Annotated in this window: 21 protein-coding genes and 3 pseudogenes; 14 read left to right on the top strand and 10 right to left on the bottom strand. The window is 66.9% G+C overall.

Annotated elements, in window-relative coordinates:
* Positions 1-246 precede the first annotated feature (246 nt).
* From G4G28_RS08370 to G4G28_RS08350, 6 genes and pseudogenes are all read left to right on the top strand, one after another.
* Positions 247-1647: an L-cystine transporter gene (locus G4G28_RS08370; protein WP_182991599.1), complete on the top strand. Its 1401-nt coding sequence runs from the start codon at positions 247-249 to the stop codon at positions 1645-1647.
* Positions 1648-1747: 100 nt separating this feature from the next.
* A complete protein-coding gene (locus G4G28_RS08365) occupies positions 1748-2512 on the top strand; it encodes a histidine phosphatase family protein (RefSeq protein ID WP_182991598.1) in 765 nt (254 codons plus the stop codon).
* 11 nt (positions 2513-2523) lie between these two features.
* A pseudogene (locus tag G4G28_RS28075) lies at positions 2524-3006 on the top strand (NAD(P)H-hydrate dehydratase); the annotation flags it as partial.
* 64 nt (positions 3007-3070) lie between these two features.
* Positions 3071-3484, top strand: coding sequence for an NAD(P)H-hydrate dehydratase (locus G4G28_RS28070; RefSeq protein WP_308601975.1), 414 nt, complete (start codon positions 3071-3073; stop codon positions 3482-3484).
* A 482-nt stretch (positions 3485-3966) separates the two neighbouring features.
* Complete coding sequence (locus tag G4G28_RS08355; protein ID WP_229425558.1) at positions 3967-4461, top strand: hypothetical protein; 495 nt, start codon at positions 3967-3969, stop codon at positions 4459-4461.
* 643 nt (positions 4462-5104) lie between these two features.
* Positions 5105-5587 (top strand): hypothetical protein, encoded by a 483-nt coding sequence (locus G4G28_RS08350; protein WP_182991596.1) that lies wholly within the window; start codon positions 5105-5107, stop codon positions 5585-5587.
* Between the two features lie 225 nt (positions 5588-5812).
* On the opposite strand, the gene G4G28_RS08345 is transcribed toward G4G28_RS08350, so the two are convergent.
* The 3 genes from G4G28_RS08345 to G4G28_RS08335 all read right to left on the bottom strand — a co-directional run bounded on the left by G4G28_RS08345 (position 5813) and on the right by G4G28_RS08335 (position 10913).
* Complete coding sequence (locus G4G28_RS08345) at positions 5813-9061, bottom strand: efflux RND transporter permease subunit (RefSeq protein ID WP_183108236.1); 3249 nt, start codon at positions 9059-9061, stop codon at positions 5813-5815.
* Positions 9062-9064: 3 nt separating this feature from the next.
* The gene (locus G4G28_RS08340; RefSeq protein ID WP_182991595.1) at positions 9065-10231 is read right to left on the bottom strand and encodes an efflux RND transporter periplasmic adaptor subunit; all 1167 of its coding nucleotides are present in this window, start codon (positions 10229-10231) and stop codon (positions 9065-9067) included.
* Between the two features lie 262 nt (positions 10232-10493).
* Complete coding sequence (locus G4G28_RS08335) at positions 10494-10913, bottom strand: divergent PAP2 family protein (protein ID WP_182991594.1); 420 nt, start codon at positions 10911-10913, stop codon at positions 10494-10496.
* A 187-nt stretch (positions 10914-11100) separates the two neighbouring features.
* Here G4G28_RS08335 and G4G28_RS08330 point away from each other — a divergent pair, with 187 nt between their 5' ends.
* Together G4G28_RS08330 and G4G28_RS08325 are read left to right on the top strand one after the other, a co-directional pair.
* Complete coding sequence (locus G4G28_RS08330) at positions 11101-12159, top strand: DUF475 domain-containing protein (protein ID WP_182991593.1); 1059 nt, start codon at positions 11101-11103, stop codon at positions 12157-12159.
* A gap of 125 nt (positions 12160-12284) precedes the next feature.
* Positions 12285-12701 (top strand): hypothetical protein, encoded by a 417-nt coding sequence (locus G4G28_RS08325; RefSeq protein ID WP_182991592.1) that lies wholly within the window; start codon positions 12285-12287, stop codon positions 12699-12701.
* A 258-nt stretch (positions 12702-12959) separates the two neighbouring features.
* On the opposite strand, the gene G4G28_RS25550 is transcribed toward G4G28_RS08325, so the two are convergent.
* On the bottom strand, positions 12960-13487 hold the full coding sequence (locus G4G28_RS25550) for a hypothetical protein (protein ID WP_229507959.1): 528 nt from the start codon (positions 13485-13487) through the stop codon (positions 12960-12962).
* Complete coding sequence (locus G4G28_RS25545; protein WP_229507958.1) at positions 13426-14664, bottom strand: hypothetical protein; 1239 nt, start codon at positions 14662-14664, stop codon at positions 13426-13428. Before G4G28_RS25545 ends, G4G28_RS25550 begins: the two co-directional genes overlap by 62 nt.
* A 26-nt stretch (positions 14665-14690) precedes the next feature.
* On the opposite strand from G4G28_RS25545, the gene G4G28_RS25540 reads away from it, so the two are divergent.
* A complete protein-coding gene (locus G4G28_RS25540; protein WP_229507957.1) occupies positions 14691-15461 on the top strand; it encodes a hypothetical protein in 771 nt (256 codons plus the stop codon).
* Here the strand turns inward: G4G28_RS25540 and G4G28_RS08315 are convergent.
* Positions 15429-16439 (bottom strand): serine/threonine protein kinase, encoded by a 1011-nt coding sequence (locus G4G28_RS08315; RefSeq protein WP_182991589.1) that lies wholly within the window; start codon positions 16437-16439, stop codon positions 15429-15431. The two genes, G4G28_RS25540 and G4G28_RS08315, sit on opposite strands and share 33 nt — an antisense overlap.
* A gap of 115 nt (positions 16440-16554) precedes the next feature.
* Here G4G28_RS08315 and G4G28_RS08310 point away from each other — a divergent pair, with 115 nt between their 5' ends.
* Entirely contained in the window at positions 16555-17247 is a 693-nt protein-coding gene (locus G4G28_RS08310; protein WP_182991588.1) for a UPF0149 family protein, read from the top strand.
* A 106-nt stretch (positions 17248-17353) separates the two neighbouring features.
* Here the strand turns inward: G4G28_RS08310 and G4G28_RS25535 are convergent, their stop codons facing one another.
* Together G4G28_RS25535 and G4G28_RS25530 are read right to left on the bottom strand one after the other, a co-directional pair.
* Positions 17354-17494, bottom strand: a complete 141-nt coding sequence (locus G4G28_RS25535) for a CBS domain-containing protein (RefSeq protein WP_229425557.1) — start codon at positions 17492-17494, stop codon at positions 17354-17356.
* A 161-nt stretch (positions 17495-17655) separates the two neighbouring features.
* A pseudogene (locus tag G4G28_RS25530) lies at positions 17656-18308 on the bottom strand (HPP family protein); the annotation flags it as partial.
* Positions 18309-18661: 353 nt separating this feature from the next.
* Here G4G28_RS25530 and G4G28_RS08300 point away from each other — a divergent pair.
* Positions 18662-19622 (top strand): annotated as a pseudogene (locus G4G28_RS08300) (MBL fold metallo-hydrolase).
* On the opposite strand, the gene G4G28_RS08295 reads toward G4G28_RS08300, so the two are convergent.
* Both G4G28_RS08295 and orn read right to left on the bottom strand, forming a co-directional pair.
* Entirely contained in the window at positions 19604-22099 is a 2496-nt protein-coding gene (locus G4G28_RS08295) for an ATP-binding protein (RefSeq protein WP_183108235.1), read from the bottom strand. The pseudogene G4G28_RS08300 and the gene G4G28_RS08295 overlap by 19 nt on opposite strands.
* 113 nt (positions 22100-22212) lie before the next feature.
* A complete protein-coding gene (orn, locus tag G4G28_RS08290) occupies positions 22213-22809 on the bottom strand; it encodes an oligoribonuclease (protein WP_182991584.1) in 597 nt (198 codons plus the stop codon).
* 47 nt (positions 22810-22856) lie between these two features.
* Between orn and G4G28_RS08285 the strand changes: the two genes are divergently transcribed.
* From G4G28_RS08285 to rsgA, 3 genes are read left to right on the top strand one after another with little or no spacing between them, the layout of a single operon-like run.
* Positions 22857-24149 (top strand): M48 family metallopeptidase, encoded by a 1293-nt coding sequence (locus G4G28_RS08285; RefSeq protein ID WP_182991583.1) that lies wholly within the window; start codon positions 22857-22859, stop codon positions 24147-24149.
* Entirely contained in the window at positions 24146-24490 is a 345-nt protein-coding gene (locus tag G4G28_RS08280; protein WP_229425555.1) for a 4a-hydroxytetrahydrobiopterin dehydratase, read from the top strand. Before G4G28_RS08285 ends, G4G28_RS08280 begins: the two co-directional genes overlap by 4 nt.
* The gene (gene rsgA, locus G4G28_RS08275) at positions 24487-25434 is read left to right on the top strand and encodes a ribosome small subunit-dependent GTPase A (protein WP_182991582.1); all 948 of its coding nucleotides are present in this window, start codon (positions 24487-24489) and stop codon (positions 25432-25434) included. The genes G4G28_RS08280 and rsgA overlap by 4 nt, the downstream gene beginning before the upstream one ends.
* Positions 25435-25593 lie beyond the last annotated feature (159 nt).

Here is a 25593-nt window from a genome sequence, read left to right as displayed (position 1 = left end):
GGTGTTGGTCGACAGTGCGACGGGACGCTGCGTTGAATTATAGAAATATCCCCATCCATAAGGAAACAATCCCGGAAAAACCCTGCTGGTTTTGCGGGTTTTGTCGCTACACGGCAACGTTCCTTTACTCCCCTGACAAGCTACTTGGCAAAAGGCTCACGCACCGCTTCCTGCGGCCGGGTTCGTTTGCCTATAGAATGCTGCGTTTAAATTTCTGCAACATTCGTTTGCCACGGAAGGCGTTCCATGACCTTGCCCCTGATCCTGAACCTGGCCGTCGCGCTGGCCGTTTGCGCCCTGCTCTACGGCATGCAGGCCCGCCATGTCTCCTTCACGCGCCGCGTATTCACCGGTCTCGGGCTGGGAGTGCTGCTCGGCGCGGCCCTGCAAGCGCTCTACGGTGCGGCGTCGAACGAAGTGGCCGCCACCAATGCCTGGCTCGACGTCGCCGGCAGCGGCTACGTCAAGCTGCTGCAGATGATCGTGGTGCCGCTGATCATGGTGTCGATCATTGGCGCCATCATCAAGCTGCGCGACGCCGCCTCGCTGGGCAAGATCAGCGTGCTGACGATCGGGATCCTGATCGCCACTACCGCCCTGGCCGCCGTGCTCGGCATCCTGATGGCCAAGCTCTACGGCTTGTCTGCGGTCGGGCTGACGGCATCCGCGGCCGAAGTCGCCCGCGGCGAATACCTGCAGGGCTCGCTGTCGACGGCAAAGGAGATTTCACTGCCGTCGATGCTGCTGTCGTTCATCCCGGCCAATCCCTTCCTCGACATGACGGGCGCGCGCAAGACCTCGACCATCGCGGTGGTGTTCTTCTCGGTCTTCATCGGCATCGCCGCCACCGGCATCGCGGGCAAGAAGCCGGCTGAATTTGCCTCGTTCAGCCATTTCGTGCAGGTCGCCCATGCGATCGTGATGCGCATGGTGACCCTGGTACTGCGCCTGACCCCGTACGGCGTGTTCGCGCTGATGGCGAAAGTCGTCGCCGGCTCGAGCCTGCAGGACATCCTGAACCTGCTCGGCTTCGTGATGGCCTCGTACAGCGCCATCATCCTGATGTTCTGCGTGCACCTGGTGCTGGTCGGCGTCAGCGGCCTGAATCCGGCACGCTACCTGAAAAAAATCTTCCCGGTGCTGGCCTTCGCCTTCACCTCGCGCACCAGCGCCGGTGCGATCCCGATGAGCGTGGCAACGCAGACGACGCGCCTCGGTACGCCCGAAGGCATCGCCAACTTCGCCGCCTCCTTCGGCGCCACCATCGGCCAGAATGGCTGCGCCGGCATCTACCCGGCGATGCTGGCGGTGATGATCGCCCCGACGGTGGGCATCGATCCCTGGAACGCCGGCTTCCTGCTGCCCCTGCTAGCGATCGTCGTGTTCGGTTCGATCGGCGTGGCCGGGGTCGGCGGCGGCGCCACTTTTGCTGCGCTGATCGTACTGTCGGCGCTTGACCTGCCGGTGGCACTGGCCGGACTCCTGATCTCGATCGAGCCGCTGATCGACATGGGCCGCACCGCGCTCAATGTCAGCGGCTCCATCACGGCCGGCACAATCACGGCGCGCGTCCTCGGCGCCACCGACATGGCGGTGTTTAATAGCGACGCGGAAACCAATCTGGACGGGGAAGAACAAGCCGCCTGAACGCCTGCCGGCTGCGATTGTTTGCGCGCGGAATCGTGCGCGGACCCGCTGACGAATCCGTCTATGATGATGTCATGTCAACATCAACGACGGGCAGGTAATGGAACAGAAGTGGCCACAGGAAATCTGGCTGGTCAGGCACGGGCAAAGCGCCGGTAACGTCGCACGCGACGTCGCCGAAGCCGCGGCCGGGCACGAGATCGACATCGCCGAGCGCGACGTCGACGTGCCCCTGTCCGAGCTGGGCGTGCGCCAGTCCGAGGCCCTCGCTTCCTGGTTCGCCGCCCTGCCCCGGGGCGAGCGGCCCAATGTCGTGCTGCACTCCCCTTATGTGCGCGCGGCCGAAACCGCCAAGATCCTGATGCGCCGCCTCGAACGCGAGTCGCTGCTGGCGGTGCATGCCGACGAGCGCCTGCGCGAAAAGGAATTCGGCATCCTCGACCGCCTCACCACGCACGGCATCGCCCACAAGTATCCCGAGCTCTACGCGCAGCGCCAGCACGTCGGCAAATTCTATTTCCGCCCGCCCGGCGGCGAAAGCTGGTGCGATGTCATCCTGCGCCTGCGCAGCGTGCTCGACACGCTCTCGCGCGACTACCGCCAGGAACGCGTGCTCATCGTCGCCCACCAGGTCATCGTCAACTGCTTCCGCTACCTGATCGAGCGCCTCGACGAGGCCAGCATCCTCGCCTACGACCGCGCCGGCGACGTGCCGAACTGCTCGGTCACCTCGTATGCCTTCCATCCGGACGAGGGCAAGCGCGGCAAGCTGGTGGTGCGCCTGGTGAACTTCGTCGCGCCGCTGGAATCAACCGGCACGCCGGTCACGGTCGACAAGGATGTCCCGACGGCGGCGAAGGCCTGAGCGGAGCTTCCATGAATGCCATCCATACCGCTGCGGTCATGCACGACGTCACCACGGAACTCCTGCAAGCCTGGCCCCTGCCGATGCCCGGCGTGGGCGGCGACAAGGAAGAGCGTGGCCACGTGCTGGTGCTGGGCGGCTCGCGCGAAATGCCTGGTGCCGTGATCCTGGCCGCCACTGCCGCCCTGCGCGCCGGTGCCGGCAAGCTCACGGTCGCCACCGGGGCCAGCGTTGCCCAACTGGTGGCACTGGCCATGCCGGAAGCGCGCGTGATCGGCCTGGCCGAAACCGAAGCCGGCGGCTTCCAGCTTGATGCCATCGCCCGCCTGGATCCATTGGCCGACCGCGTCGACGCGGTCCTGATCGGGCCCGGCATGCAGGATGAAGCGGCGGCTGCCGAGCTGGTGCACGGCCTGCTGGGCCGCCTGCAGGGCAGCGACACCGTCGTCGTGCTCGATGCCTGTGCCATGGGCACGCTGCTGCATGCGCCGCAAGGCTGGGACCCTGGCAAGGCCTTCCGCTTCGAACAGCCAGTGATCGTCACACCGCACTGGGGAAATGGCGCACCTGACCGGCACGCCAAAGCCCGAGATCGTCGCCGCCCCGGACGCACGCGCGGCGGACGCGGCTGTGAAGTGGAACGCGGTGGTCGCGCTCAAGGGCGCACGTACCGTGATCGCCGCGCCCGATGGCGAGATGTGGCAGCACGAAGGCGGGAATGTCGGCCTGGCGATTTCCGGCTCGGGCGATACCCTGGCCGGCATCATCGCCGGCCTGGCCGCACGTGGTGCGGACCTGGCCCAGGCCACCTGCTGGGGCGTCGCCCTGCATGCGCGCGCCGGCGAACGCCTGGCCGCGCGGCTCGGTGTGCTGGGCTACCTGGCGCGGGAGATCCCCGACGAGATCCCCGCATTACTCGAATCGATTGCCGGCCACGGGGCCGGCACAGGGAGGAGCGTCGAACAGGCATAGCGGGCGAAGGCGCAAGCCGCACCCGCAATCGGTTCCGCCTCCCGTAACGACCATCCGGCTAACGCCGGGGGGCCGGTTGAACGGGCAACCGTTTGACTGGTATCAAAGTCCGCGAGCAGTACTGCGGAATAAAGCAAGAAGGGCACAATTCGGCGAACTGGCGGTAGTTACGGCAGTCTAATTTTCACAGTCGAATTCGTGCACTGAACGGGGCCGCGTGTTGCGTCGGTTCCCTGAGGGTTAGGCCAATGAACCCGTACTGGCACGTCGGGCACGCTTGGCGAGCGAAGGATTACGTGGAGAAGCAGCGCGGTACCCGGGCAGTCGGGATACCTCGGGCGTCGCAAGCGGCAATCCGACGTTTGGCAATGTGATCGAGGTGCCGAAGAGATTCATGGTGTAACCGAACTGGCGCCGTTACCCCTCCAGCGCCTCACCTGGAGACTACGGCACAAGATAGACGTGAACGAGGAGTTTAAACAATGAACGCAATCACCAAAGCACCAAAAATTCTGCTGACCGCTGCCCTGCTGGCTTCCATGCTGGGCGCTTGCAAGAAGAACGACACCGCCGGCACCGGCGGCGCCGGCGACACCTCGGCCACCGCGCCGAGCTCGACGTCGGGCACGAGCGGCACCACCGGCACCACGGGTGATACCGGCACGGGCGCCACCGGCACCGGCGCGACCGGCACGGGCGCAATGGGCACCACCGGTGACACCACCGGCACCGGCGCAACCGGCACCACCGGCACTGGCGCTACCGGCACCACCGGCGACACCACCGGCGCTGGCGCAACCGGCACCGGCGCAACCGGCACCGGCGCTACCGGCACTGGCGCTACCGGCACCACCGGCGGCACCGGCACCAGCGGCACCTCGGGCACCACCGGCACCACCGGTTCTGGCGGCACCACCGGCAGCACCGACTCGTCGGGCACCGGCAGCACCACCGGCACCTCGGGCACCGGCCGCTAATCGGTCTTCGCTGCCTACCAAGCAGAGCCCGCTCAGCGCGGGCTCTGCCGTTGTTCCGCCGGCTTGCCGGCTTTTCTCGCTGGCTCGGCCAGACCGCACCGGACTGAGTCTCCGCGTCTTCGCGTCTTCGCGTCTCCGCGTCTCCGCGTCTCGGCGTCTCCGCGTCCAGCATTGCTGCATGTCCTCTTGCGGCTTGCCTCCCCTGTTGGCCTGCCCCCTATTTCCGCCTCTCTGCTCCACTGTTCCGCCGTTCCGCTGTGCCACTGTTTCGCTGTTCCGCTGTTCCGCTATTCCGCTATTCCGCTATTCCGCTATTCCGCTGTTCCGCTGTTCCGCTGTTCCGCTGTTCCGCTGTTCCGCTATTCCGCTGTTCCGCTGTTCCGCTGTTCCGCTGTTCCGCTGCTGCGTCGCTCCACCTGCGCCGAGGCTCTGGTGTTCCGTCCGCCCCGTCCGGCTTGCCGATCCGCCGGCGCACATCCACCCGCATCGCTTTCGTCTCGCGAACGTTGGCGCCCGCACCGACGCTGGAGCGCGTCCGCCGCACACTGTGCACTTCACAGCAGTTTCTGCCCCCGAGCCGGTGCGGCCCTGCAATGCGAAAACCAGGGCGTGCCGGCAGCATCGATTAGACAAGGACATCATGATGAACACCAAATCCACCTTCCCTACCCTCGTCGTGACCGCTGCCGTGCTGGCTGCCCTGCTGGGTGGCTGCAAACAGAAAGACGCGGGTATCGGCGGCGAAGGCGACGCCGCCGCGGTGACGAGCAGGACGCCAGGTGCCGGTAACAGCTCGGCCGACGGCACCGTCGCCGGCACCGGCAACGCGGGCAATGCCGGCCTCTCGTCGACCGAGTACAACACCAACGTGACGCCGCGCACTGTCGGCAACGAGGAATCGACCAAGCAGGACAGCGTTGGCGCATCCGGCGGCGCCAGCGGCGTGGACGGCGCGGTTGTCGTCGACGGCAAGGGCGGCACCACCGGCGGCGCCAATCCGGGCGGCAGCCCGACCCAGGCCACCTCGGCTCCCGGCAGCAAGACCGTCGGCCACACCGGCGACACCACCGGCACCGGTCCTGCCTCGACCAAGCCGGGTGCAGGACACGAAGGCGGCAATCACTGATGCCCCAGGGCGGCGCCGGACTCGCACCCGGACCTGGAAAGCGCAAAGGCACTGCCAGCCCGGCAGGCATGCGCCAGACAGCTGCGAAGGTGCCGCCCCGCCCACGCGCAGCTGCCCGCACAACGGGCGCGGCGCTGCACGGGTGTTCCGTGACAGGCCACTGTGCAAGCAGCAAGGAAAAAGCCCGCATGCGCGGGCTTTTTCTCTATCGGAACCGGCGGGAAATCATACCTTCTCGGCGGCCTCGCGGCGTGGCTTCTTCACCAGCGGCACCGGCTCGCCGCGCTTGCGGCCACGGCCGGTGACGAAGCGCCCGGCGCCGACGATCATGCGGTACACGAAGCGCACCAGCACCAGCGTCAGGATGGCCTCGATGAAGGTCATCAGGAAGGCCGGCAGCACGGTCCAGCGCTCGGCACGGCGATGGAACTTGACCGCCATGCGTTCGCGGGCGAACTCGATGCTGTCGTAGAAGGTCGGCACCACCAGCAGCGTCAGCAGCGTCGAGGTGATCGTGCCGCCGATGATGGCCACCGCCAGCGGCTGGTAGAACTTGCCGTCCGGACCGAGGGCCAGCGCTACCGGCAGCATGCCGGCGATCAGCGCAAAGGTCGTCATCAGGATCGGACGCAGGCGCAGGCGCCCCGCCTTCATCAGCGCTTCTTCGCGGTCATAGCCTTCGTGTTCCAGCGTACGGGCGGCCTCGAGCAGCAGGATCGCATTCTTCGCCACCAGGCCCATCAGCATGATGATGCCGATAAAGCTCATCAGGTTGAGGGTGCCGCGGGTGATGATGAGGGCCAGCACCACACCGATCAGCGACAGCGGCAGCGACAGCATCACGCCCAGCGGCGCCGTGAACGAACCGAACTGCATCACCAGGATCAGGTACATCAGGCCGATGCCGCTCAGGAGCGCAATCGTCATCTCGCGGAACAGCTCCTGCTGGTCCTTGCCGGCGCCGCCCAGGGCCAGGCCATAGCCTGGCGGGAAATCGAAGGTCTTGGCCAGCGCCATCGCGTCGGCCGTGACCTCGCCGTTCGAGCGGCCCTGGACATTGGCCGAGACCGTGATCACGCGCTTGCCGTCCTTGTGCTGGATTTCCGATGGACCCTTGCCCATGCTGATGCGGGCGATCTGCTCCAGCGGCACCATGGTATTGGTGCCGGCAATCGCGATCGGCAGGCGCTCGATGTTCTCGATGTTGACCCGGTCGTCCGGATGCAGGCGCACCGCGACGTCGCGCGTCTCGCCGGTCGGGTCGACCCAGTCGCCCACCTCGATGCCGGCAAAGGTCACGCGCAGCGCGGTGGCGGCGTCGCCCACCGACACGCCCATCGAGTTCGCCAGGCCGCGGTCGAGCTCGATCTGCAGCTCGTTCTTCGGATCCTGCTGCGACAGCGTCACGTCCACCGCGCCCGGCACCTGGCGCAGCTTCTCCATGTAGAGCGAGGTCAGCTCCATCAGCTTGCGCGAGTCGGCGCCGGTGAACTCGATCTGCACCGGCTTGCCGCCACCGCCCAGGTCGTCGATCACCGTGTACTCGGCGCCCACCAGGCTGGCCACCCTGGCACGCAGGTCGGCACCGATCTCGGCCGCCGTACGGTTACGGGTGTTGCGCTTGCCGATTTCGACATAGACCTGGCCGCCATTCGGTCGCACCACGACGTCGGTGGCGCGCGTTTCCTTCATGTCGTGGGCGAGCCTTGCCGCCTGCTCCATCTTCAGGCGCGCATAGCGCAGGCTCGACGAAGCCGGGGTACGCACCTCGATCATGATCTTGTTGCCGTCGCCTTTGGGCAGGAAGCTGGTGCCGCCCACGGTCGATTGCAGCGCGATGGCGGCAACCAGGCTGAGGAAGGCAATCACGCCCATCCAGCGGCGATGGTGCAGCGCCCAGGCAATCACGTTGCCGTAGCGGCTGGCCTGGCGGTCGAACCAGTCGTTGAAGCGGCCCAGCACGCGCGAAATGCCCTTTTTTGGTGCATGGTGCTGGCCTGGCGGGTCGCCCCAGTAGGCCGACAGCATCGGGTCGAGCGTGAAGGAGATGAACAGCGACACCAGCACTGAGCAGGTCACGGTCAGCGCGAAGGGACGGAACCATTCGCCGGCCACGCCCGGCATGAAGGCCACCGGGATGAACACGGCCATGATCGAGAAGGTCGTCGAGGCCACCGCCATGCCGATCTCGGCGGTACCGTTCAGGGCCGCGCTGCGGCGGTCGGCACCGTTTTCCATGTGGCGCACGATGTTTTCCCGTACCACGATGGCATCGTCGATCAGCACGCCGATAGCGAGCGACAGGCCGAGCAGGGTCATGAAGTTCAGCGTAAAGCCGCACAGCCAGACGGCGATGAATGCCGCCAGCACCGAGGTCGGCAGCGACAGCGCGGTGATCAGCGTCGAGCGCCACGAGTTGAGGAAGGCGTAGACCACGAACACGGTCAGCACCGCGCCGAAGACCAGCGATTCGATGACGTTGTTCAAACTGCTCTGTGCTTCCTCGCCGCCGTCCTGGGTGACGGTCAGCACGGTGCCGTCCGCCAGCTCCTTGTTGATCTCGGCGGTCAGTTCGCGCACGCGCTTGGCGATCGACACGGTCGAGGCGTCGCGCGAGCGCACGATCGAGATGCCGACGTTGGGAGCGCCGCTATGGATCGAGGCGCTGTCGATGTCGGCGAAGCCGTCGCTGATCTCGGCCACCTGGTTCAGGCGCACGATGGTGTCGCCGTTACGCTTGACGACAATCTGCGAAAAGTCCTCGGGACGCTCGATGCGGCCGATCAGGCGGATGCCTTTCTCGTCGAGCACGCCGCGCACCTTGCCGACCGGTGCATTGGTGTTCTGGTTGCGCAGGGCGTTGGCGACTTCCGTCACCGAGACGTTGTATTCGCGCAGCTTGTCCGCACGCAGCAGCACCGACAGTTCGCGCCGCAGCGAGCCATTCACGTTGACCGTCGAGACGCCGTCGATGGCGCGGAAGCGGTCGGCCAGGTCATCCTCGGCCAGGCGCGAAATCTCGGAATGGCTCTGCTTCTTCGAGGACAGGGCCAGCTGCATGATCGGCCGCGCCGACGGGTCGACGCGGCGCAGGATCGGCTCGCGCATCTCGGTGGGCAGCTTGTAGCGCACCGCCGAGATGGCGTTGCGCACGTCGTCCGAGGCTTCGATCAGGTTGCGCTTGAAGTCGAACTGCAGCACCAGGGTGGCACTGCCCTCGTTCGCATAAGACTCGACCTCGGTCACGCCCTGCACGCTCTGCATCTGTTTTTCCAGGCGGTCGATGATCTCGCGCTCGGCCGTCTCGGGCGAGGCGCCCGGATACGGAATGCTGACCACGATGACCGGGATCTCGACGTCGGGACTCTGGTTGACGCGCAGCTTCGACAGGGCCAGGAGCCCCATGCACATCATCGCCAGGATCAGCACGATCGTGGCGACCGGCTTCTTGACACTGAAATTGGAGAGGAACATGACTTATTTTCCTCCGCTGGCCTGCGGCGCGGCGACGCTGGCCACCTTGGCTGCGTTGGTGTACTGCACTTTCTGGCCATCCTTCAGGTTCGAGCCCGGGCTGCGCAGCACGGTGTCGCCAGCGGCCAGGCCCGACTTGATCTCGTAGTTGCCGGTGCGCGTGTCGCGGCTGCCGAGCTGGACGTCCACCTTCGCGAGCTGGTTGCCCTTCACGCGCCAGGTCGAGGTCTTGTCGCCGGCCCGCACCAGGGCGCTTTCCGGCAGCATCAGCACGTTCGAGCTCTCGGCGTCGATGCGCCCTTCCGCGTACAGGCCGGCCACGCGCGGCTGTTCGCCGGTCAGGCCCACCAGCACTTCGACCTGGCGGGTGACGGCGTTGGCCGAAGGGTCGATGCGCTTGACGACACCACTGAACTGCTGGGTGCCGTAGCCATTGATATGGAACTTGACGGGCTGGCCGATCTTCACGCTGGCAATCTTGTCGGTCGAGACGCGTCCTTCGAAGCGCATGCTGTTCGGATCGATGACCTTCACCAGTTCCTTGCCGACGTTGGCGGTATCTCCGCTGGAAACCTTGCGGTCGCTGACGATGCCGTCGAAGGGCGCGCGCACCGAGGTGCGGGCGATCTGCTGGCGCGCCACGGCGGCGCGGCTCTTCGCCGCCGACACTTCCGACAGCGCGCTGTTGCGGCGCACTTCGGCCTCATCGAAAGCGGCGGCCGACGTCATGCCCGAGGCGCGCAGGGTTTTCAGGCGCTCGAGCTGGCGGTTCGCCTGGTCCAGCGCCTGGCCGGCCGCGCGTACGGCGGCGTCGGCCGAGAGCAGGCTGTCGCGCAGTGCCGTTTCGTCGAGTTTCACGAGCAGGTCGCCGCGCTTCACCGGCTCGCCGTTGTCCTTAAGCACCTGCAACACGACGGCGGAGACTTCGGCGCGCAGGTCGGCGCGGCGTTCGGGCTGGACCGAACCGGTGATCACGGGGCCGGATGCCAGCGCATCGCTCTGCACCGTCAGCAGGTCTTCCGGCCCCACCGTCACATGGCTGGGCTTGCTGTCCTTCTGGTTGGCCTGGGCGGTGGCGTTCGGGCCTGGCTTGGCCGGGTCCTTCGCCTCCTTGCTGCAGGCGGCCAGGGCCGACGCGATGGCAAGGACGAGTAGAGTGTTGCGCAGCATGGTGGATCTCCGAGTTGGACTCTGATGATGGTTGGGGCCCCGGACAGCTCGCAGGCTTGTCGGGGCGCCCTTATTAGAATGAGAATGAAAAGCGCCAGCGCGCAGTATCCCGGAGGCGATCCCACCAGTCAATTGAGGATCCCGCCCGTTGTGGTTTTGTATGGATGAACTGCGTATTTGCGCGATGAACTGCATGCGCGGGAGCGCGAATACCCTTGCGCGACAGGCGCGGCGGGCAGGGTTTGCCCGCCCAGCCAGCGCATCAGCCGCCAAAAACCTTATAAATAAGGAAACCCATGCCGATACCGGTGGCGATGCCGCCGCAGATCTCGACCAGGGTATGGCCCATGCGCTCGCGCAGGGTCGTGTGGCCGGCCGCGCCGGCGGCCAAACGGTTGATGGCGGCAGCCTGGCGGCCGACGTGCTGGCGCAGGCTGTTGGCGTCGATCATCACGATGAAGGCGAGCGTGACCGCCACGCCGAAGGCCGGGTGATCGATGCCATGGCGCAGTGCGATCAGCGTCGCCATGCTCGTGACTACCGAGCTATGGTTGCTCGGAAAGCCGCCATTCCCGACCAGGTTGAAGGCCCAGCGCCGCTGGCGCACACTGTTGATCAAGAATTTGATGGGGCCGACGACCATCCAGGTCAGTACCGGCGTGACGAGATAAGCAAAGTCCATGGGGTTCCTTAAGTGGTTCAGCAGCGGTGATCCGGGCAGTGGTGGTCCGCGTAGCGTAATTCCGCGCGGCATTATCGCAGAAGCCACCCCATGCGGCGACCTGCGCTGCGCCGCTCCCCTGCATCTAACGGTTAAGATGCCACGGAACTGTGGCATTTCAACCAATATCGGAATCAAAGGGGTAAGCATGCGTCACTTCAAGCTGTCCATTGCGGTCACTGTCCTGCTGATGGGCCTGGCGGGATGGTGGGGCTTCCAGCACGGCGGCACGGCGGGCCTGATCCAGGCCTTGTGGATCACGGCGGTGCTGGGCGTGCTCGAGGTCTCGCTCTCCTTCGACAATGCGGTCGTCAACGCCTCGGTGCTACGCCACTGGAACGAGTTCTGGCGCAAGCTCTTCCTCACCGTCGGCATCCTGGTCGCGGTCTTCGGCATGCGCCTGCTGTTCCCGCTGGTGATCGTCTCGGTCGCTACCGGCCTCGGCCTGATCGACGTCTGGCACATGGCCATCGATACGCCGCAGGAATACTCGCGCCACCTCACCGAGCACCACGCGGAAGTGTCGGCCTTTGGCGGCGCCTTCCTGATGCTGGTGTTCCTGAACTTCCTGTTCGACAGCGAAAAGGAGCTGCACTGGCTCGGCTGGATCGAGGAAAAGGTGGGCAAGTACGGCTCCGAGGGCCTGGCCATCCTGCTGACCTTGCTGGCCGTGTTCTTCGCGATGAGCCTGATGCCCGAGGAGCGCAAGCTGGCCGTGCTGATCTCCGGCGTGGTCGGCGTGCTGGTCTACGTCGGAGTGGACTGGATCAGCAGCCTGCTGGAAGAAGAAGAGGAAGACCCGACGATCGGCAAGATGATTTCCCAGGGCAGCATCGGCGGCTTCCTCTACCTGGAAGTGCTGGACGCCTCCTTCAGTTTCGACGGCGTGATCGGCGCCTTTGCCATTACCAATGACGTCGTCATCATCATGCTCGGCCTGGCGATCGGCGCCATGTTCGTGCGCTCGCTGACCGTGTTCCTGGTCTACAAGGGCACGCTGCAGGAATTCGTCTACCTCGAGCACGGCGCCCACTACGCGATCGGCATCCTGGCGCTGATCATGTTCGCCAGCGTCCACTACGAAATTCCGGAATGGTTCACCGGCCTGTCGGGGCTGGCCTTCATCCTGGTCTCGCTCTGGTCCTCGATCCGCCATCGCAAGCGCAACGAACTCGAGGAAGCGCGCGACAAAGCCGAGGTGGCGTGACCGCTCGCATTGGCGACAATCCAGCCTGCCATTTTGACAATCCCGGACGCCGTGGCAGAATGTCGCCACGGCGCGCCCTTGCGCCCTGACCTGTTTTCTTCCTTACCTGACCGACGATACCAACCATGCCGAAAGCCCTGCCGCAACGCGCCATCGCCATCCTGCTCTCCCTGATCGCCGCCCTCGTGGTGCTGGCGGGCTTGTACACCTGGTTCACCCTGACCTGGTCGTACTCGGAAGGTACCCGCGCCGGCTACCTGCAGAAGTTCTCGAAGAAGGGCTGGCTGTGCAAGACCTGGGAAGGCGAAATCCTGCTCTCGAGCATGCCCGGCGCGATTCCCGAGCGTTTCGCCTTTACCGTGCGCGACGACAAGCTGGTCAAGCAGCTCGAGTCGACCATGGGCCAGCGCGTCGAGATCAGCTACGAACAGCACCGCGGCGTGCCGACCTCCTGCTTCGGCGAGACCGAGTATTTCGTCACCGGCGTGCATACCGGACCGCGCAACCCGGTCGCGCCGAGCGACGCGCCGGCGGGGATGTAATACATTGTTGGCGCCGGATGATGCGTAGGGTGGGCACCCCGTGCCCACGCGGACGCATGAATGGTGTTAGCGCTGGACGCGGAATGATGTTGACGCTTGTTCGAGCCAACGCTGTGCAGTAGAGCCGCCAACACAGATCATCGTTCCGCGTGGGGTAATTGAGGCCGGGGGCCTCAATTACGGCTTCACAACGGGGTGCCCACCCTACGGCGTCCGCGCGAATCTGTGAATGAGGCCACCGGCCTCATTCACCCCACCCTACTCCAGCCCCGAACGCCGCTGGTTCATGATCACTTCGGCCAGCCGGGCTGCGGCCTGCTGTGCCGACGGCTGCTGCTTCAGGCGGCCAAGGACTTCGCGGGTGATGTTTTCCGAGGCGGCGCGCCGGCGCGCATCGGATTTGCGTTCGTTGATGGCGTCCTCGGTGGCCGACAGCTCGGCGGCCTGCTCTTCCAGCCGCTTCGTTTCCAGCTCCAGCAACTCGCGCCGCGCCTGCGCCATCTGCAAGGTGGTGGCTGCCGTCTTGCGCTGCATCTCGGCGTGGGCCTGGGCGTGTTCCAGCAGCGCGCGCTGGGCATCGCGCTTTTCCGGGGCCGCCTGGGCCGCTGCCGCCTCGGCCTGTTCGCGTTCGCGGGCCAGGCGTGCGGCTTCTTCCTCGGCTTCCTGGCGCACCCGTGCGGCCAGGGCCGCTTCCTGTTCGGAGGCCAGGCGCGCAGCCGCTGCTTCATTCGCACGCGCTTCCAGCTCGGCCTGGCGGCGCTGGGCGGCGGCGCTTTGTTCGGCCATGTCCAGCGCCGCGCGTGCCGCCTCGGCTGCCTGGCGTTCGGTCTCGAGCGCCGTCGTGGCGGCCGCCAGGCGCGCTTCCTCCATCACCGCGTGTTCGGCCTGGATGCGCGAACGCTCCGCGGCCGCGGCCGCTTGCGCTGGGCTGCCAGGGCCGCGGCCTGCTCGCGCCTCGCAGCGGCTTCTTCCTGCTGCGCCGCTTCCAGCGCCTGCGCCGCCTGGGCACGCTGGGCCTCGAGCGCCAGCTGGCGCGCCCGCGCGGCACGTTCCTCGGCGACCAGCTGCTCGCCCAGCAGGCGCGCCTGCTCTTCGTCGGCCTTGACGCGCGCACGCGCGGCCGCTTCCAGTTCGCGTTCGACGGCGAGTTTTCCTGCAGCCGCGCCAATGCGGCTTCTTCCGCCTCGGCATGGGCACGCTCGGCGGCGGCCAGGGCTTCGGCTTCACGGGCGCGGCGCTCGGCCAGTTCGGCCGCTTCACGCTGGGCGGCTACTGTCTCGGCCTGGGCCGCCAGTTCGGCCTCCTGGGCGGCGTTGGCGGCCGCGCGCGCTTCGGCAGCGGCGCGCGCCTGCGCGGCGCGCTCCTCGGCGAGCGCTCGCTCGCGCTGCTGTTCCTCGGCGTCGCGCGCGGCCGCAGCCGCGGCCAGCCGGTCGGCCTCGGCGCGCTGGGCGGCGTGGGCTGCCGCTTCGCGTTCGGCCTGCAGGCGCACTTCCACTTGCCGGCTCGCTTCCTGTTCGGCCGCGGCGCGCAGCTCGGCCGCTTCGCGCAGCTTGCGGTCGGACTCGATCCGCGCCTCGGTGGCAGCGACAATGCGCGCCTCCGCTTCGATGCGTGCCTCGGCGCTGGCTGCCGCCATGTGTTCGACCCGCTCGCGGTGGATCGCGGCGTCGCGCAATTCCTTTTCCAGCTGCAGGCGGGTGCGCAACGTGTCGGCCGCCACCCGCTGGGAGTCGGCCTGGGCCTGGGCAATCGCTTCGCGTTCGTGTTCGACGTGGGCCAGCGCGCGTGCCTCCTCCAGTGCACGGGCCTCGGCGGCGGCGCGCGCGAAGGCCGAGGACAGGGCGACCTGGTCGGCGCGTTCGCGCTGACGTGCCAGTTCCAGTGCTTCGGCCTCGGTTTCGGCCAGCTTTTCCGCGGTCTGGCGCGCCGCCTTCTCGGCCCGTTCGCGTTCGCGCGCCAGCACGGGCCACGCGCGTCGGCGGCGGCGTTGTGCAGCACTTCCTCGCGGGCGGCCTGCACCGCGGCCAGGCGCTCGGCAGCCTGGCGCCGGGCCTCGACGGTCTGGGCCAGCAATTCCTCGGCCGCGCGCGCGGCTTCCTCGGCCATCGCCGCTTCCGCTTCGAGCTGCTCGGCGGCGCGGCGGCGCGCTTCCTCGGCGGCGCGGGCGCGTGCTTCGGTGGCGATGCGGCTGTCGTGGTCGGCCTGCACGCGCGCGCGCAGGTCGGCCGTTTCCAGGCGCATCGCTTCGAGGCGCTCGTTCGAGGCCTGGGCGGCGGCGCGCAGGGTTTCCAGGCGGGCGCGGTTCGCTTCGATGGCTTGCTCGGACGCCCGGGCATTGGCCAGCGCGGCGGCAGCGGCCTGGGCATCCATGGCGGCGCGTTCCTCGGCCAGCGAGCGGGCGTGCGCCTCGGCATGGGCGCGCGACTCGGCGGCGACGTTCGCCTTGGCCTCGGCCTCGACCCGGGCGATCGCTTCCTTGATCGCCCCCTGCTCCAGCGGGCGCCCGGCAGGCGCAGCGGCCGGAACGTGCGCAGCCTGCGACTCAGGCAGGTCGATCGTGAAGTCGGTATCGTCGTGTGGTGCGGATTGGCTGTCCATGGGTGTTCTCGGGTTGGCTGGGCGCGCGCTCGCGCCAAACCATTATCCGTCAAACACGACAATCATGTCACTTGGAACTGCGCGGTATTCACCCCGCATTTCTGCTCAGCCGTATCCCGAGAACGCGCTCTACACGGGCCAGAGCGGCGGCTCATCCATTAGTGCAACCTGCTCGCGCAGCTCGAGGATGCGGTCTTGCCAGTAGCGCTGGGTATTGAACCAGGGAAAAGCGGCGGGAAAGGCGGGATCGTCCCAGCGCATCGCCAGCCAGCCCGCGTAATGGACCAGGCGCAGCGTGCGCAGGGCTTCGACCAGGTAGAGCTGGCGCGGATCGAAATCGCAGAAGTCCTCGTAGCCGGCCAGCACGTCGGACAGTTGCCGCACCTGCTCATGGCGTTCGCCGGACAGCAGCATCCACAGGTCCTGCACCGCCGGGCCCATGCGGCTGTCGTCGAAGTCGACGAAATGCGGCCCGGCATCCGTCCACAGCACATTGCCGACGTGGCAGTCGCCATGCAGGCGCAGGAGCGGCACGGTGCCGGCGCGTTCGTAGCAGCGCGCCACGCCGGCCAAGGCCTGCTCGACGACGCTGGCCCAGGTCGCGCGCAGTTCGTGCGGGATGAAGTCGTGTCGCAGCAGGAAGTCGAAGGGCTCGCGTCCGAAGGTTTGCAGGTTCAATGTGGGCCGCTCGGCATAGGCCGATGTCGCGCCAAGCGCATGGATGCGCCCGATGAAGCGGCCGATCCACTCCAGCACCTTGGGGTCGTCCAGTTCCGGGGCGCGCCCGCCGCGGCGCGGAAAGACGGCGAAACGAAAGCCTTCGAAGCTGTGCAGCGTACGGCCGTCGATGATGTCGGCCGGCACCACCGGCACTTCCTGCTCGGCCAGATCGGCGACAAACGCGTGTTCCTCGAGGATGGCGGCATCGCTCCAGCGCGCCGGACGGTAGAACTTGACGACCACCGGCGGCCCCTCCTCGCGCCCGACCTGGTAGACCCGGTTTTCGTAGCTGTTCAGGGCCAGCAGGCGGCCGTCGCCGCGCAGGCCGACACTGTCGAGCGCGTCGAGCACGCGGCCCGGGTCGAGGCTGGAAAACGGGTGGCCGGCGTCGGGCGAAGTGGGGGTGGACTCGTTGTGCATGATCGTCATTGTAAGGCGGCGCGGCCTATTTCGCGCACTGCACGCCTCCAAGGCGTTACACTGGCAGCCTTTGGGAGCCGCCCGGTTCCCGCGCATCCGCAACGAAGACCCTGACATGCAACTCGAACAGCCCCTGACCGAAAAAGAATTCGACGAACTCGACCAATTCCTCCTCTCCGAGCGCAGCCCGGAAGACGCGATGACGATGGACACCCTGCACGGCTACCTGACGGCCATTGCGATCGGGCCGGAAACCATCATGCCGGCCGAGTGGCTGCCGCGTGTCTGGGGCGAGGACGGCAAGCAGGCGCCGAAGTGGAAGAATGCCAAGGAAGAAGAACGCATCCTCAACCTGATCATGCGCTTCATGAACGAAGTGCTGATCACCTTCGAGGTGGCGCCCAAGGAATTCGAGCCGCTCTACTGCGAGCACGAGCACGCCGGCCAGACCCTGATCGACGCCGAAGCCTGGTGCTGGGGTTTCTGGGAAGGCATGGAATTGCGCCCCGGCTCCTGGGACCCGATCTGGGAATCCGAGGTGGCCGAACTGATGCGTCCGCTCTACCTGCTGGGTGCCGACGAGATCGAGGAAGCCGAACTGCCGCTGGTCGAAGACCCTGTCAAGGCACACCAGCTGGCGCTGGAAATCGAAGCGAACCTGCCGGCGATCCACCGCTACTGGCTGCCGCTGCGCAAGGCCGCGGTCGAGACCGTGCGCCACGAGACGCCGAAGGTGGGCCGCAACGACGACTGCCCTTGCGGCAGCGGGAAGAAGTTCAAGAAATGCTGCGGGGCGGAGTCGGCGTGATTCCCGGCCTGTAGTACGGCTGGATGGAAGAACCGGGGTCTGCCCCGGTTTTTTTTCGCCCCTGACGCGGCTTGGACGGGTGCCCGGCCGGGAATGGCCGCCGCGCCTAGGCGTGCTCGATCCGCTCTTCGAGCAAGGCCGCCAGCAGGTCGGACTGGCTGACCAGCCCCACCATCACCCCGTCCTCCCCCGTGATCGCCACCTGGTGATAACCCTCGTCGCGCAGCAGCGGCACCAGCTGGGCCATCGGCGCGGCAACGTCGAGGGCCACCACGCGCTGGCGCATGGCGTCCTGCACGCGCGGCGCGGCGCCCGGCACCGGTGGCGCAGGCGCGCGATCCAGCCGGAATGGCGCAGCAGGTCCTCTTGCGCCAGCACCCCGCGCAGGTGGCGCGTCTCGTCCAGCACCGGCAGCGACTGCACCCGGTGGCGCAACAGCAGTTCGCGCGCATGCTCGAGCGTGTCGCGCGGGCCGAGGGCGATGATATGGGTCGACATCAATTCGCCGCAGGTGCGCTCCTTGAAGTGGCGCTGCAGCGCGATCTGGCGGGCGTCGTCGACGATCGCCAGCAAGTCGTCGCGGCTCACGTCCAGCACTTCGCCATAGCGCAGCAGCGCCGCTTCCAGGTCTTCCTCCGTGATGCCGAGCCGCTCGGCGGGCAGCGCGTCGCCGGTGGCATGCACGTTGCGGTCGGCCGCGTGCGGCAGGTGCGGGTAGCGCCGGCCGGTGGCGTTGTTGTAGACGAGGGCGGCGCCGACGATCAGGGCCGAGTTCAGCGCCACCGGCATGAAGGCGAAGGCAAAGCCGGCGTCATGCACGGCCTGGCCGCCCAGCACCGCGGTGAGTGCCACCGCCCCGCCCGGCGGGTGCAGGCAGCGCAGCGCGAACATGGTGCCGATCGCCAGGGCGCCGGCCAGGGCGCGGCCAGCGCCGGATCGGGCAGCAGGTGCGCGCAGGCGACGCCGACCAGGGCCGACACGGTATTGCCGCCCACGACAGACCAGGGCTGGGCCAGGGGGCTGGCCGGTACGCAGAACAGCAGCACGGCGGAGGCGCCCATCGGGGACCAGACCAGCCAGGCCGACAGCTGCGGCGCGAGCAGGTGGGAAAGCAGGGCTGTGGCCAGCAGGCCAACGCAGGCGCCGGCAACGGCGCGCATGCGCTCGGCGCCGCTGGCGGCAAGCGGCTGCGGCAGGAAGCCGTGCAGCCACTGGACGAAGGTGACTCGCATTCCGTGGAAATTCCAGGCAAAGACGGCTATTACACCACAAGCGGCGTCGGCTTGCCCGGGACGCATAAGCGATGTCCCAGCCTTCGCCGGTACTCACGCGCTCCCCGGCATTCATGTACGATACCCAGCATTGTTCAGTATCTAAGTTCCGTATCCAACAACATCAACGACGAGGAGAACCCATGACCCGAGCTCTGCCATCCACCCTGCGCCTGCTGGCCGCCGCCTGCGCCGCCGCCTGCATCGCCGCTCCCGCTTTCGCCGCCGCGCCGATGGCCAAGACCCCTGCCCCGGGCTATTTCCGCACCATGCTGGGCGAGTTCGAGATCACCCCGCTGTCGGACGGAACGGTCGACCTGCCGGTGGAGAAACTGTTGAACCAGAAGGCCGACAAGACGACCGGCGCGCTGGCGAAAGCCCACCTGAAGACGCCGCTCGAAACCTCGGACAATGCCTTCCTCGTCAACACCGGCAAGAAGCTGGTCCTGATCGACACCGGCGCCGGGGCGCTGTTCGGCCCGACCCTGGGCAAGCTGCTGGCGAACATGAAGGCCGCCGGCTATACGCCCGAGCAGGTCGACGAGGTCTATATCACCCACTTCCACAGCGACCACCTCGGCGGCCTGCTGGCGCAGTCGAAGATCGCCTTCCCGAATGCAATCGTGCGCGCGTCGAAGCAGGAGGCCGATTTCTGGCTGAGCCAGGCGAACATGGACAAGGCGCCGGCGGAAGCCAGGGACTTCTTCAAGAACGCGATGGCCACGCTCGACCCCTACATCAAGAGCGGCAAGTTCAAGCCCTTCGACAGCGATGGCGAGCTCGTCCCCGGCATCCGCGTCCAGGGCGCCCAGGGCCACACGCCCGGCCACGCGACCTATGTGGTCGAAAGCGGCGGCAAGAAGCTGGTTCTCGTCGGCGACCTGATCCACGTGGCGGCGGTGCAGTTCGATAATCCGGCGGTGACGATCGGCTTCGACAGCGACCAGAAAGCGGCAGCCGCCGCGCGCAAGAAGGTGTTCGACGCCGCCGCCAGGAGGGCGCGCTGATCGGCGGCGCCCACCTGCAGTTCCGGGACTGGGCTACCTGCGCAGCGAGGGCAAGGGCTACCGCTGGGTCCCGGTCAACTACACGCAGATGCGCTGATCGCCTAGCGCCCCCGACGCGCTCGCTGCCGTTGGAGGCGAGCAGCGCGGCAAGCGCGTCGAAATCGACCGGCTTGACCAGGTGGTGGGCAAACCCCGCTCCCGGGCGGCGTGGCGGTCCGCTTCCTGGCCGTAGCCGGACACCGCCACGAGCAGCGCGCCCGCGCTCTCACGCTGCGCGCGCAGGCGCCGTGCCAGCTCGATGCCGTCCATGCCGGGCAGCCCGATGTCGAGCAGGCAGACGTCGGGACGCAGCGCGCGGGCCCGTTCGATGGCCGCCAGCGGCGCGTGTTCGACCGCGACCCGGTGTCCGGCCGCTTCGAGCAGCATCGCCAGGGTGGTGGCCGCGTCGATGTTGTCGTCGACGACCAGCACCGACATGCCGACGCCTCCCGCACGCGCCGGACGCGCGCCAGTCACAAGCGAGGGGAGCGCCCCCGCCAGCGGCAGCGTCACCGTGAAAGTGCTGCCCCGCCCCGGCCCGGAGCTGGCGCAGGCCACCTCGCCGCCGTGCAGTTCGACCAGGTTGCGCACCAGCGCCAGGCCCAGTCCCAGGCCGCCCTGCGAGCGGTCCGAGGAACGCTTGGCCTGGGCGAACAGGTCGAAGGCGCGTTCCGTCAATTCGCGCTCCATGCCGATGCCCTCGTCGGCCACCGTCAGCACCAGGCGCTCTCCCTCTGGCCGCGCACTCACTTCGATGGCACGCTCGTCCGGAGAATACTTCACGGCATTGCCGAGCAGGTTGGACAGCACCTGCACCAGACGCGCACGGTCGCCTTCGACCACCAGCGGCGTCGACGGCAGGTGCACTCCCAGGCGCTGGCGCCGCGCCGCCAGTTGCGGGCGCACCTGTTCGATCGCTTCGTCGACGATGTTGCGTACGTCCAGCGGCACCTTGTCGAGTTCGATCAATCCACGCGTGACGCGCGACACGTCCAGCAAATCGTCCACCAGGCGTGTCATGTGGCGCACCTGGCGTCCGATAATGGCGCTGCTCTGGCGCACCCGGGTTTCGTTGAGTGCGCCCATGTCGAGCAGCTGGGCGGCGGCACTGATCGGCGCCAGCGGGTTGCGCAGCTCGTGCGCCAGCATGGCCAGGAATTCGTCCTTGCGCTGGTCGGCCGCCTTGAGCTTGCTCTCGGCCAGCTTGCGGTCGGTAATGTCGCGAAAGAAGATCGCCATGCCGCCGTCCTGGGTCGGGAAGGCGCGCAGTTCGTGCCAGCCCAGGCGTCCTTCGGCGTCCGGTACCCTGTGCTCGACGGCGCCGGGCACGCGCTCGCGCATGGTACGCATCAGCATCGCCCCCGCATTGGTCGCGGCCACCTCGGGAAACACGTCCCAGTGGTTGCGCCCGACGACCTCGGCGGCCGTCTTGCGGCAGATGCGCAGGCCTTCGGCATTCATCTCCACCAGGGTCCAGTCCGGCGCCACCCGCGAAAAACCTTCCAGCATGGTGTCGAAGATGTAGCGGCTGCGGTCGCGCTCGGCGCGCAGCTCGGCCTGGGCCCGTGCCGTATCGAGCGCGGCCCAGGTACGCTCGGCGGTATCGCGCGTAAAACGCACGTCGTTCGCGCTCCAGCGGTAGGGCTCGGCGCGATTCAGGCTGAGGAAGGCGACCAGGCGCCCGCCGCGCACCAGCGGCACGGTCAGCACGGCGCGGATGTTTTCCTCGATATAGCGCTGCGGGAAGCCGGCGGTGCGCGGGTCAAGGAAGGCATCGTCGATGATCAGGGTCTCGCCGGCGCGCAGCACCTTGATGAGCTCGGTGCCGAACTCGGCGATCGGGAAGCTTTCGCGCGACAGGTGTTCCATCCCCGGCCCGCTCCACTCGCGCGGCGTATGGAAGGTGCCGGCCTCGTCGTCCACTTCGGCATAGAGCGCGCGTGTCAGGCGCAGTTCCTGGCCGAGCAGCGCACTGGCCGTGGCCAGTACCTCGCTCGGGGCACTGAGGGGGCGCAGCGCGTCCGACAGTTTCAGTTCGAGCGCGGCGCGGCGCTCGGCCTGGACGCGGTCGGTGGTCTCGATGACGGTGCAGTACATGCCGGCGACGTTGCCGGCGGCGTCTTCCAGAGGCGCATAGGAAAAGGTGAACCAGGCCTGTTCGGGATAGCCCTGGCGCACGATGGTGAGCGGCAGGTCCTGGAAGAAGGCGGGCTTGTTCGACAGCGCCCGGTCGATGATCGGCACCAGGTCGTCCCAGATCTCGGCCCAGACCTGCTTGAAAGGCTGGGCCAGTGCGGCCGGGTGCTTGGTGCCCATGATCTGGGCATAGGCGTCGTTGTAGAGCAGGTGCAGCTCCGCGCCCCAGGCGACGAACATCGGGAACGAGGAGTTGAGCGTCATCCCGACCGCGGTCGCCAGTTCGGCGGGCCAACGGTCGGGATGGCCGAGCGGATGGCCGCTCCAGTCGCGCGCGGCAATGAGCGAGCGTACGGCCGACTGGGCCTTCGGTGAACCGCTATGGTGAATTCGGGGCATCCCGTGATTCTGGCACAGGACTGCACCGTGCTGGAACACAATTGTTATGTCGCTGAGCCGTATGAGCCAATGTGGATGGACGGCCGCGCGCGGCGGCCGATCCGTGGCGTGACTTACAGCTTGATGAAGTGCTCGCGGTAGTACTTGAGCTCTTCGACCGACTCGATGATGTCGGCCAGGGCCGTGTGCTTCTGGTGCTTCTTGAAGCCCGACGCCAGTTCCGGCTTCCAGCGGCGGCACAGTTCCTTCAGTGTCGACACATCCAGGTTGCGATAGTGGAAGAAGGCTTCCAGCTTCGGCATGCCGCGTGCCATGAAGCGGCGGTCCTGGCAAATGGTATTGCCGCACATCGGCGACTTGCCGGCCGGGACAAAGTTCTTGAGAAACGCGATCAGCGCGACTTCGGCGTCCGCCTCGGTGACGGTGGAGGCTTTCACGCGGTCGATCAGGCCGGACTTGCCGTGGGTGCCCTTGTTCCAGTTGTCCATCTTGTCGAGCGTTTCGTCGGACTGGTGGATGGCGAAGACGGGGCCCTCGGCCAGCACGTTCAGGTGCATGTCGGTGACGACGACGGCGACTTCGATGATACGGTCGGTGTCCGGGTCGAGCCCGGTCATTTCCATGTCGACCCAGACGAGGTTCATCTCGTTCGGGCGCCCGGCGGGCGTGGCAGGGGTTGCGGATACTGCGGAATCGGTGGCTTGTGACATAATTCTCTCTTTGCCTAATCAATCCTGCATTTTCTCACAGGCACTGAATGTCTTCACTCGCGTTTTCGGTTTTGTTCGTCGTTTTCCTGGTAGGCACGCTCGCCCTGCGCTTCTGGCTGTCCACCCGCCAGATCGGTCACGTGCTGCGCCACCGCGGCAAGGTGCCAAGCGAATTTGCAGCCAAAGTCTCGCTCGACACCCACCAGAAAGCCGCCGACTACACGGTTGCCCGCACCCGCTTCGGCATCGCCGGCCTCCTTTTCGGCGGCCTGACCCTGATCGGCTTCACGCTGCTGGGCGGCCTGCAGGCCATGTCGACTACCCTGCTTGGGTGGACCGGTCCCGGCATGCTACATCAGATCGCCCTGGTGACGGCGTTCGCCATCGTCTCAGGCTTGCTCGACCTGCCCTTCGATTACTACCGCCAGTTCGTGCTGGAAGAACGCTTCGGCTTCAACAAGATGCGCGTCTCGCTGTGGCTGACCGACATGGTCAAGGGCGCCTTGGTTGGCGCGGTCATCGGCCTGCCGCTGCTGTGGGTGGTACTGAAACTGATGGAAACCACCGGTTCGCTGTGGTGGCTGTGGACCTGGTTCGTCTGGAGCGGTTTCCAATTGCTGATGATGGTGCTGTACCCGAGCGTGATCGCGCCGCTGTTCAACAAGTTCACCCCGCTCGCCGACGAAGCTCTGAAGAGCCGCATCGAGGGCCTGATGGCGCGCGTCGGTTTCGCATCGAAGGGCCTGTTCGTGATGGACGGCAGCCGCCGCAGCGCCCACGGCAATGCCTATTTCTCCGGCTTCGGCGCAGCCAAGCGCATCGTCTTCTTCGATACCCTGGTCGAGCGCCTCGCGCCGCAGGAAATCGAGGCCGTGCTGGCGCATGAACTGGGCCACTTCAAGCTGCGCCACATCGTCAAGCGCATCGTCGTGATGTTCGCGCTGTCGCTGGCCTTCCTGGCGCTGCTCGGCTACCTGAAGGAGCAGGCCTGGTTCTACACCGGCCTGGGCGTGATGCCGCTGCGTTTGGCGCCGACGATGCCACCGAACGCGGACGACGCGATGGCCCTGCTGCTGTTCGCGCTGGTACTGCCGATCTTCACCTTCGTCCTTGGACCGCTCAATTCGATCACCTCGCGCAAGCACGAGTTCGAGGCCGACGCCTTCGCCGCGCAGCATAGCGACGCGCGCGACCTCGTGTCCGCCCTGGTGAAAATGTACGAGGACAATGCTTCGACGCTGACGCCCGATCCGCTGCACTCGGCGTTCTATGACTCGCACCCGCCGGCCTCGGTGCGGATTGCCCACCTGGGCGCCCAGATGCGCGCCGCCGGCGCATGAGCTCAGCTGTGATGCTGACCGACCTGCACTGCACCCACGGCGCACCGGCGCTCGGGAGCGACGAACTCGCATCGCTGCTGGCGCAGGTGCCCGACTGGCGCCTCGCCGGACCGCGCATCGAGCGTACTTACGCGTTCAAGGACTACCACGAAACCATCGCCTTCGTGAACGCGCTGGCGTGGATGGTCCACCGCGAGGACCACCATCCGGAGCTGACCGTGCGCTACCGCCACTGCGTCGTCGCCTACACCACCCATTCGGCGGGCAACGCCGTCTCCCTGAACGATTTCATCTGCGCGGCGAAAGCCGACGCACTCTACGAAGGACGAACCCGCGCATGAACGACAAGAAGAACAAAGGCGAGAGCAAGGGCGCGGCCGACGGCGGCGCCATGCGCGGCACCATCATCGCCGCCCACGGCCGCCATTACCTGGCCGACGCCGGCGGTGAACTGCTCCAGTGCGTCACCCGCGGCAAGAAGACCAACGTGGCGGTCGGCGACGTTGTCCACCTGAAGCGCACCTCGAACGACCAGGCCGTCATCGAGGACATCGCCGAGCGCAGCACCCTGCTCTACCGCTCTGACCAGTACAAGTCGAAGCTGCTGGCGGCGAACATCTCGCGCCTGTTCATCGTGGTGGCGACCGAACCGGGATTTGCCGACGACCTGGTCTCGCGCTCGCTGGTGGCGGCCGAGGCGGCCGGCATCGAGGCCCACCTGATCCTGAACAAGACCGACGTGACCGACCTGCTGCCGCGCGCGCGCGAACGTGCCGGCGTGTACGCTTCGCTCGGCTACCCGGTGCACGAGGTATCGGCACGCGCCCATCCCGAGCACGCACTGGAAGTGTTGCGGCCCCTGCTGGCCGGGCAATCGTCGATCTTCATCGGCCAGTCGGGCATGGGCAAGTCCTCGCTCATCAACCTGCTGGTGCCGGACGCCGACATCGCCGTGCGCGAAATCTCGGCGGCGCTCGACACCGGCAAGCACACCACGACGTTCACGCGCCTGTACTGGTTGCCTGGCGAGGCAGGTGAAGGCGCAGCCATCATCGATTCACCCGGCTTCCAGGAATTCGGCCTGTATCACCTGTCAGAAGGCATGCTGGAACGGGCCTTTGTCGAGTTCAAGCCCTACCTCGGCGGCTGCAAGTACTACAACTGCCGCCACCTGGCCGAGCCGCAATGCGCCGTGCTCGAGGCTGTCCGCGAGGGCAAGATCGCCAAGCACCGCCACGAGCTGTACGGACAGCTGCTCCACGAATCCGCGCAGACCTTGTACTGACAACCAAAGGGCCGGGGTCAGGTCTGACATTCGGACACGAGCTCTGCCTTGCTTGAGAAACAATGGGTAAGTGCTGGGGTCAGGTCTGACATTCGGACACGGACTCAGCCTTGCTCGAGAAAAGCGCGCTTGCCTGGCCCTGATACGCTTGAGGTCGTG

The sequence above is a fragment of the Massilia sp. Dwa41.01b genome (assembly GCF_014171775.1).
GTDB lineage: Bacteria > Pseudomonadota > Gammaproteobacteria > Burkholderiales > Burkholderiaceae_D > Telluria.
The sequence above is the reverse complement of the archived record's forward strand: the minus strand, read 5'-3'. Positions and strand labels throughout refer to the sequence as shown.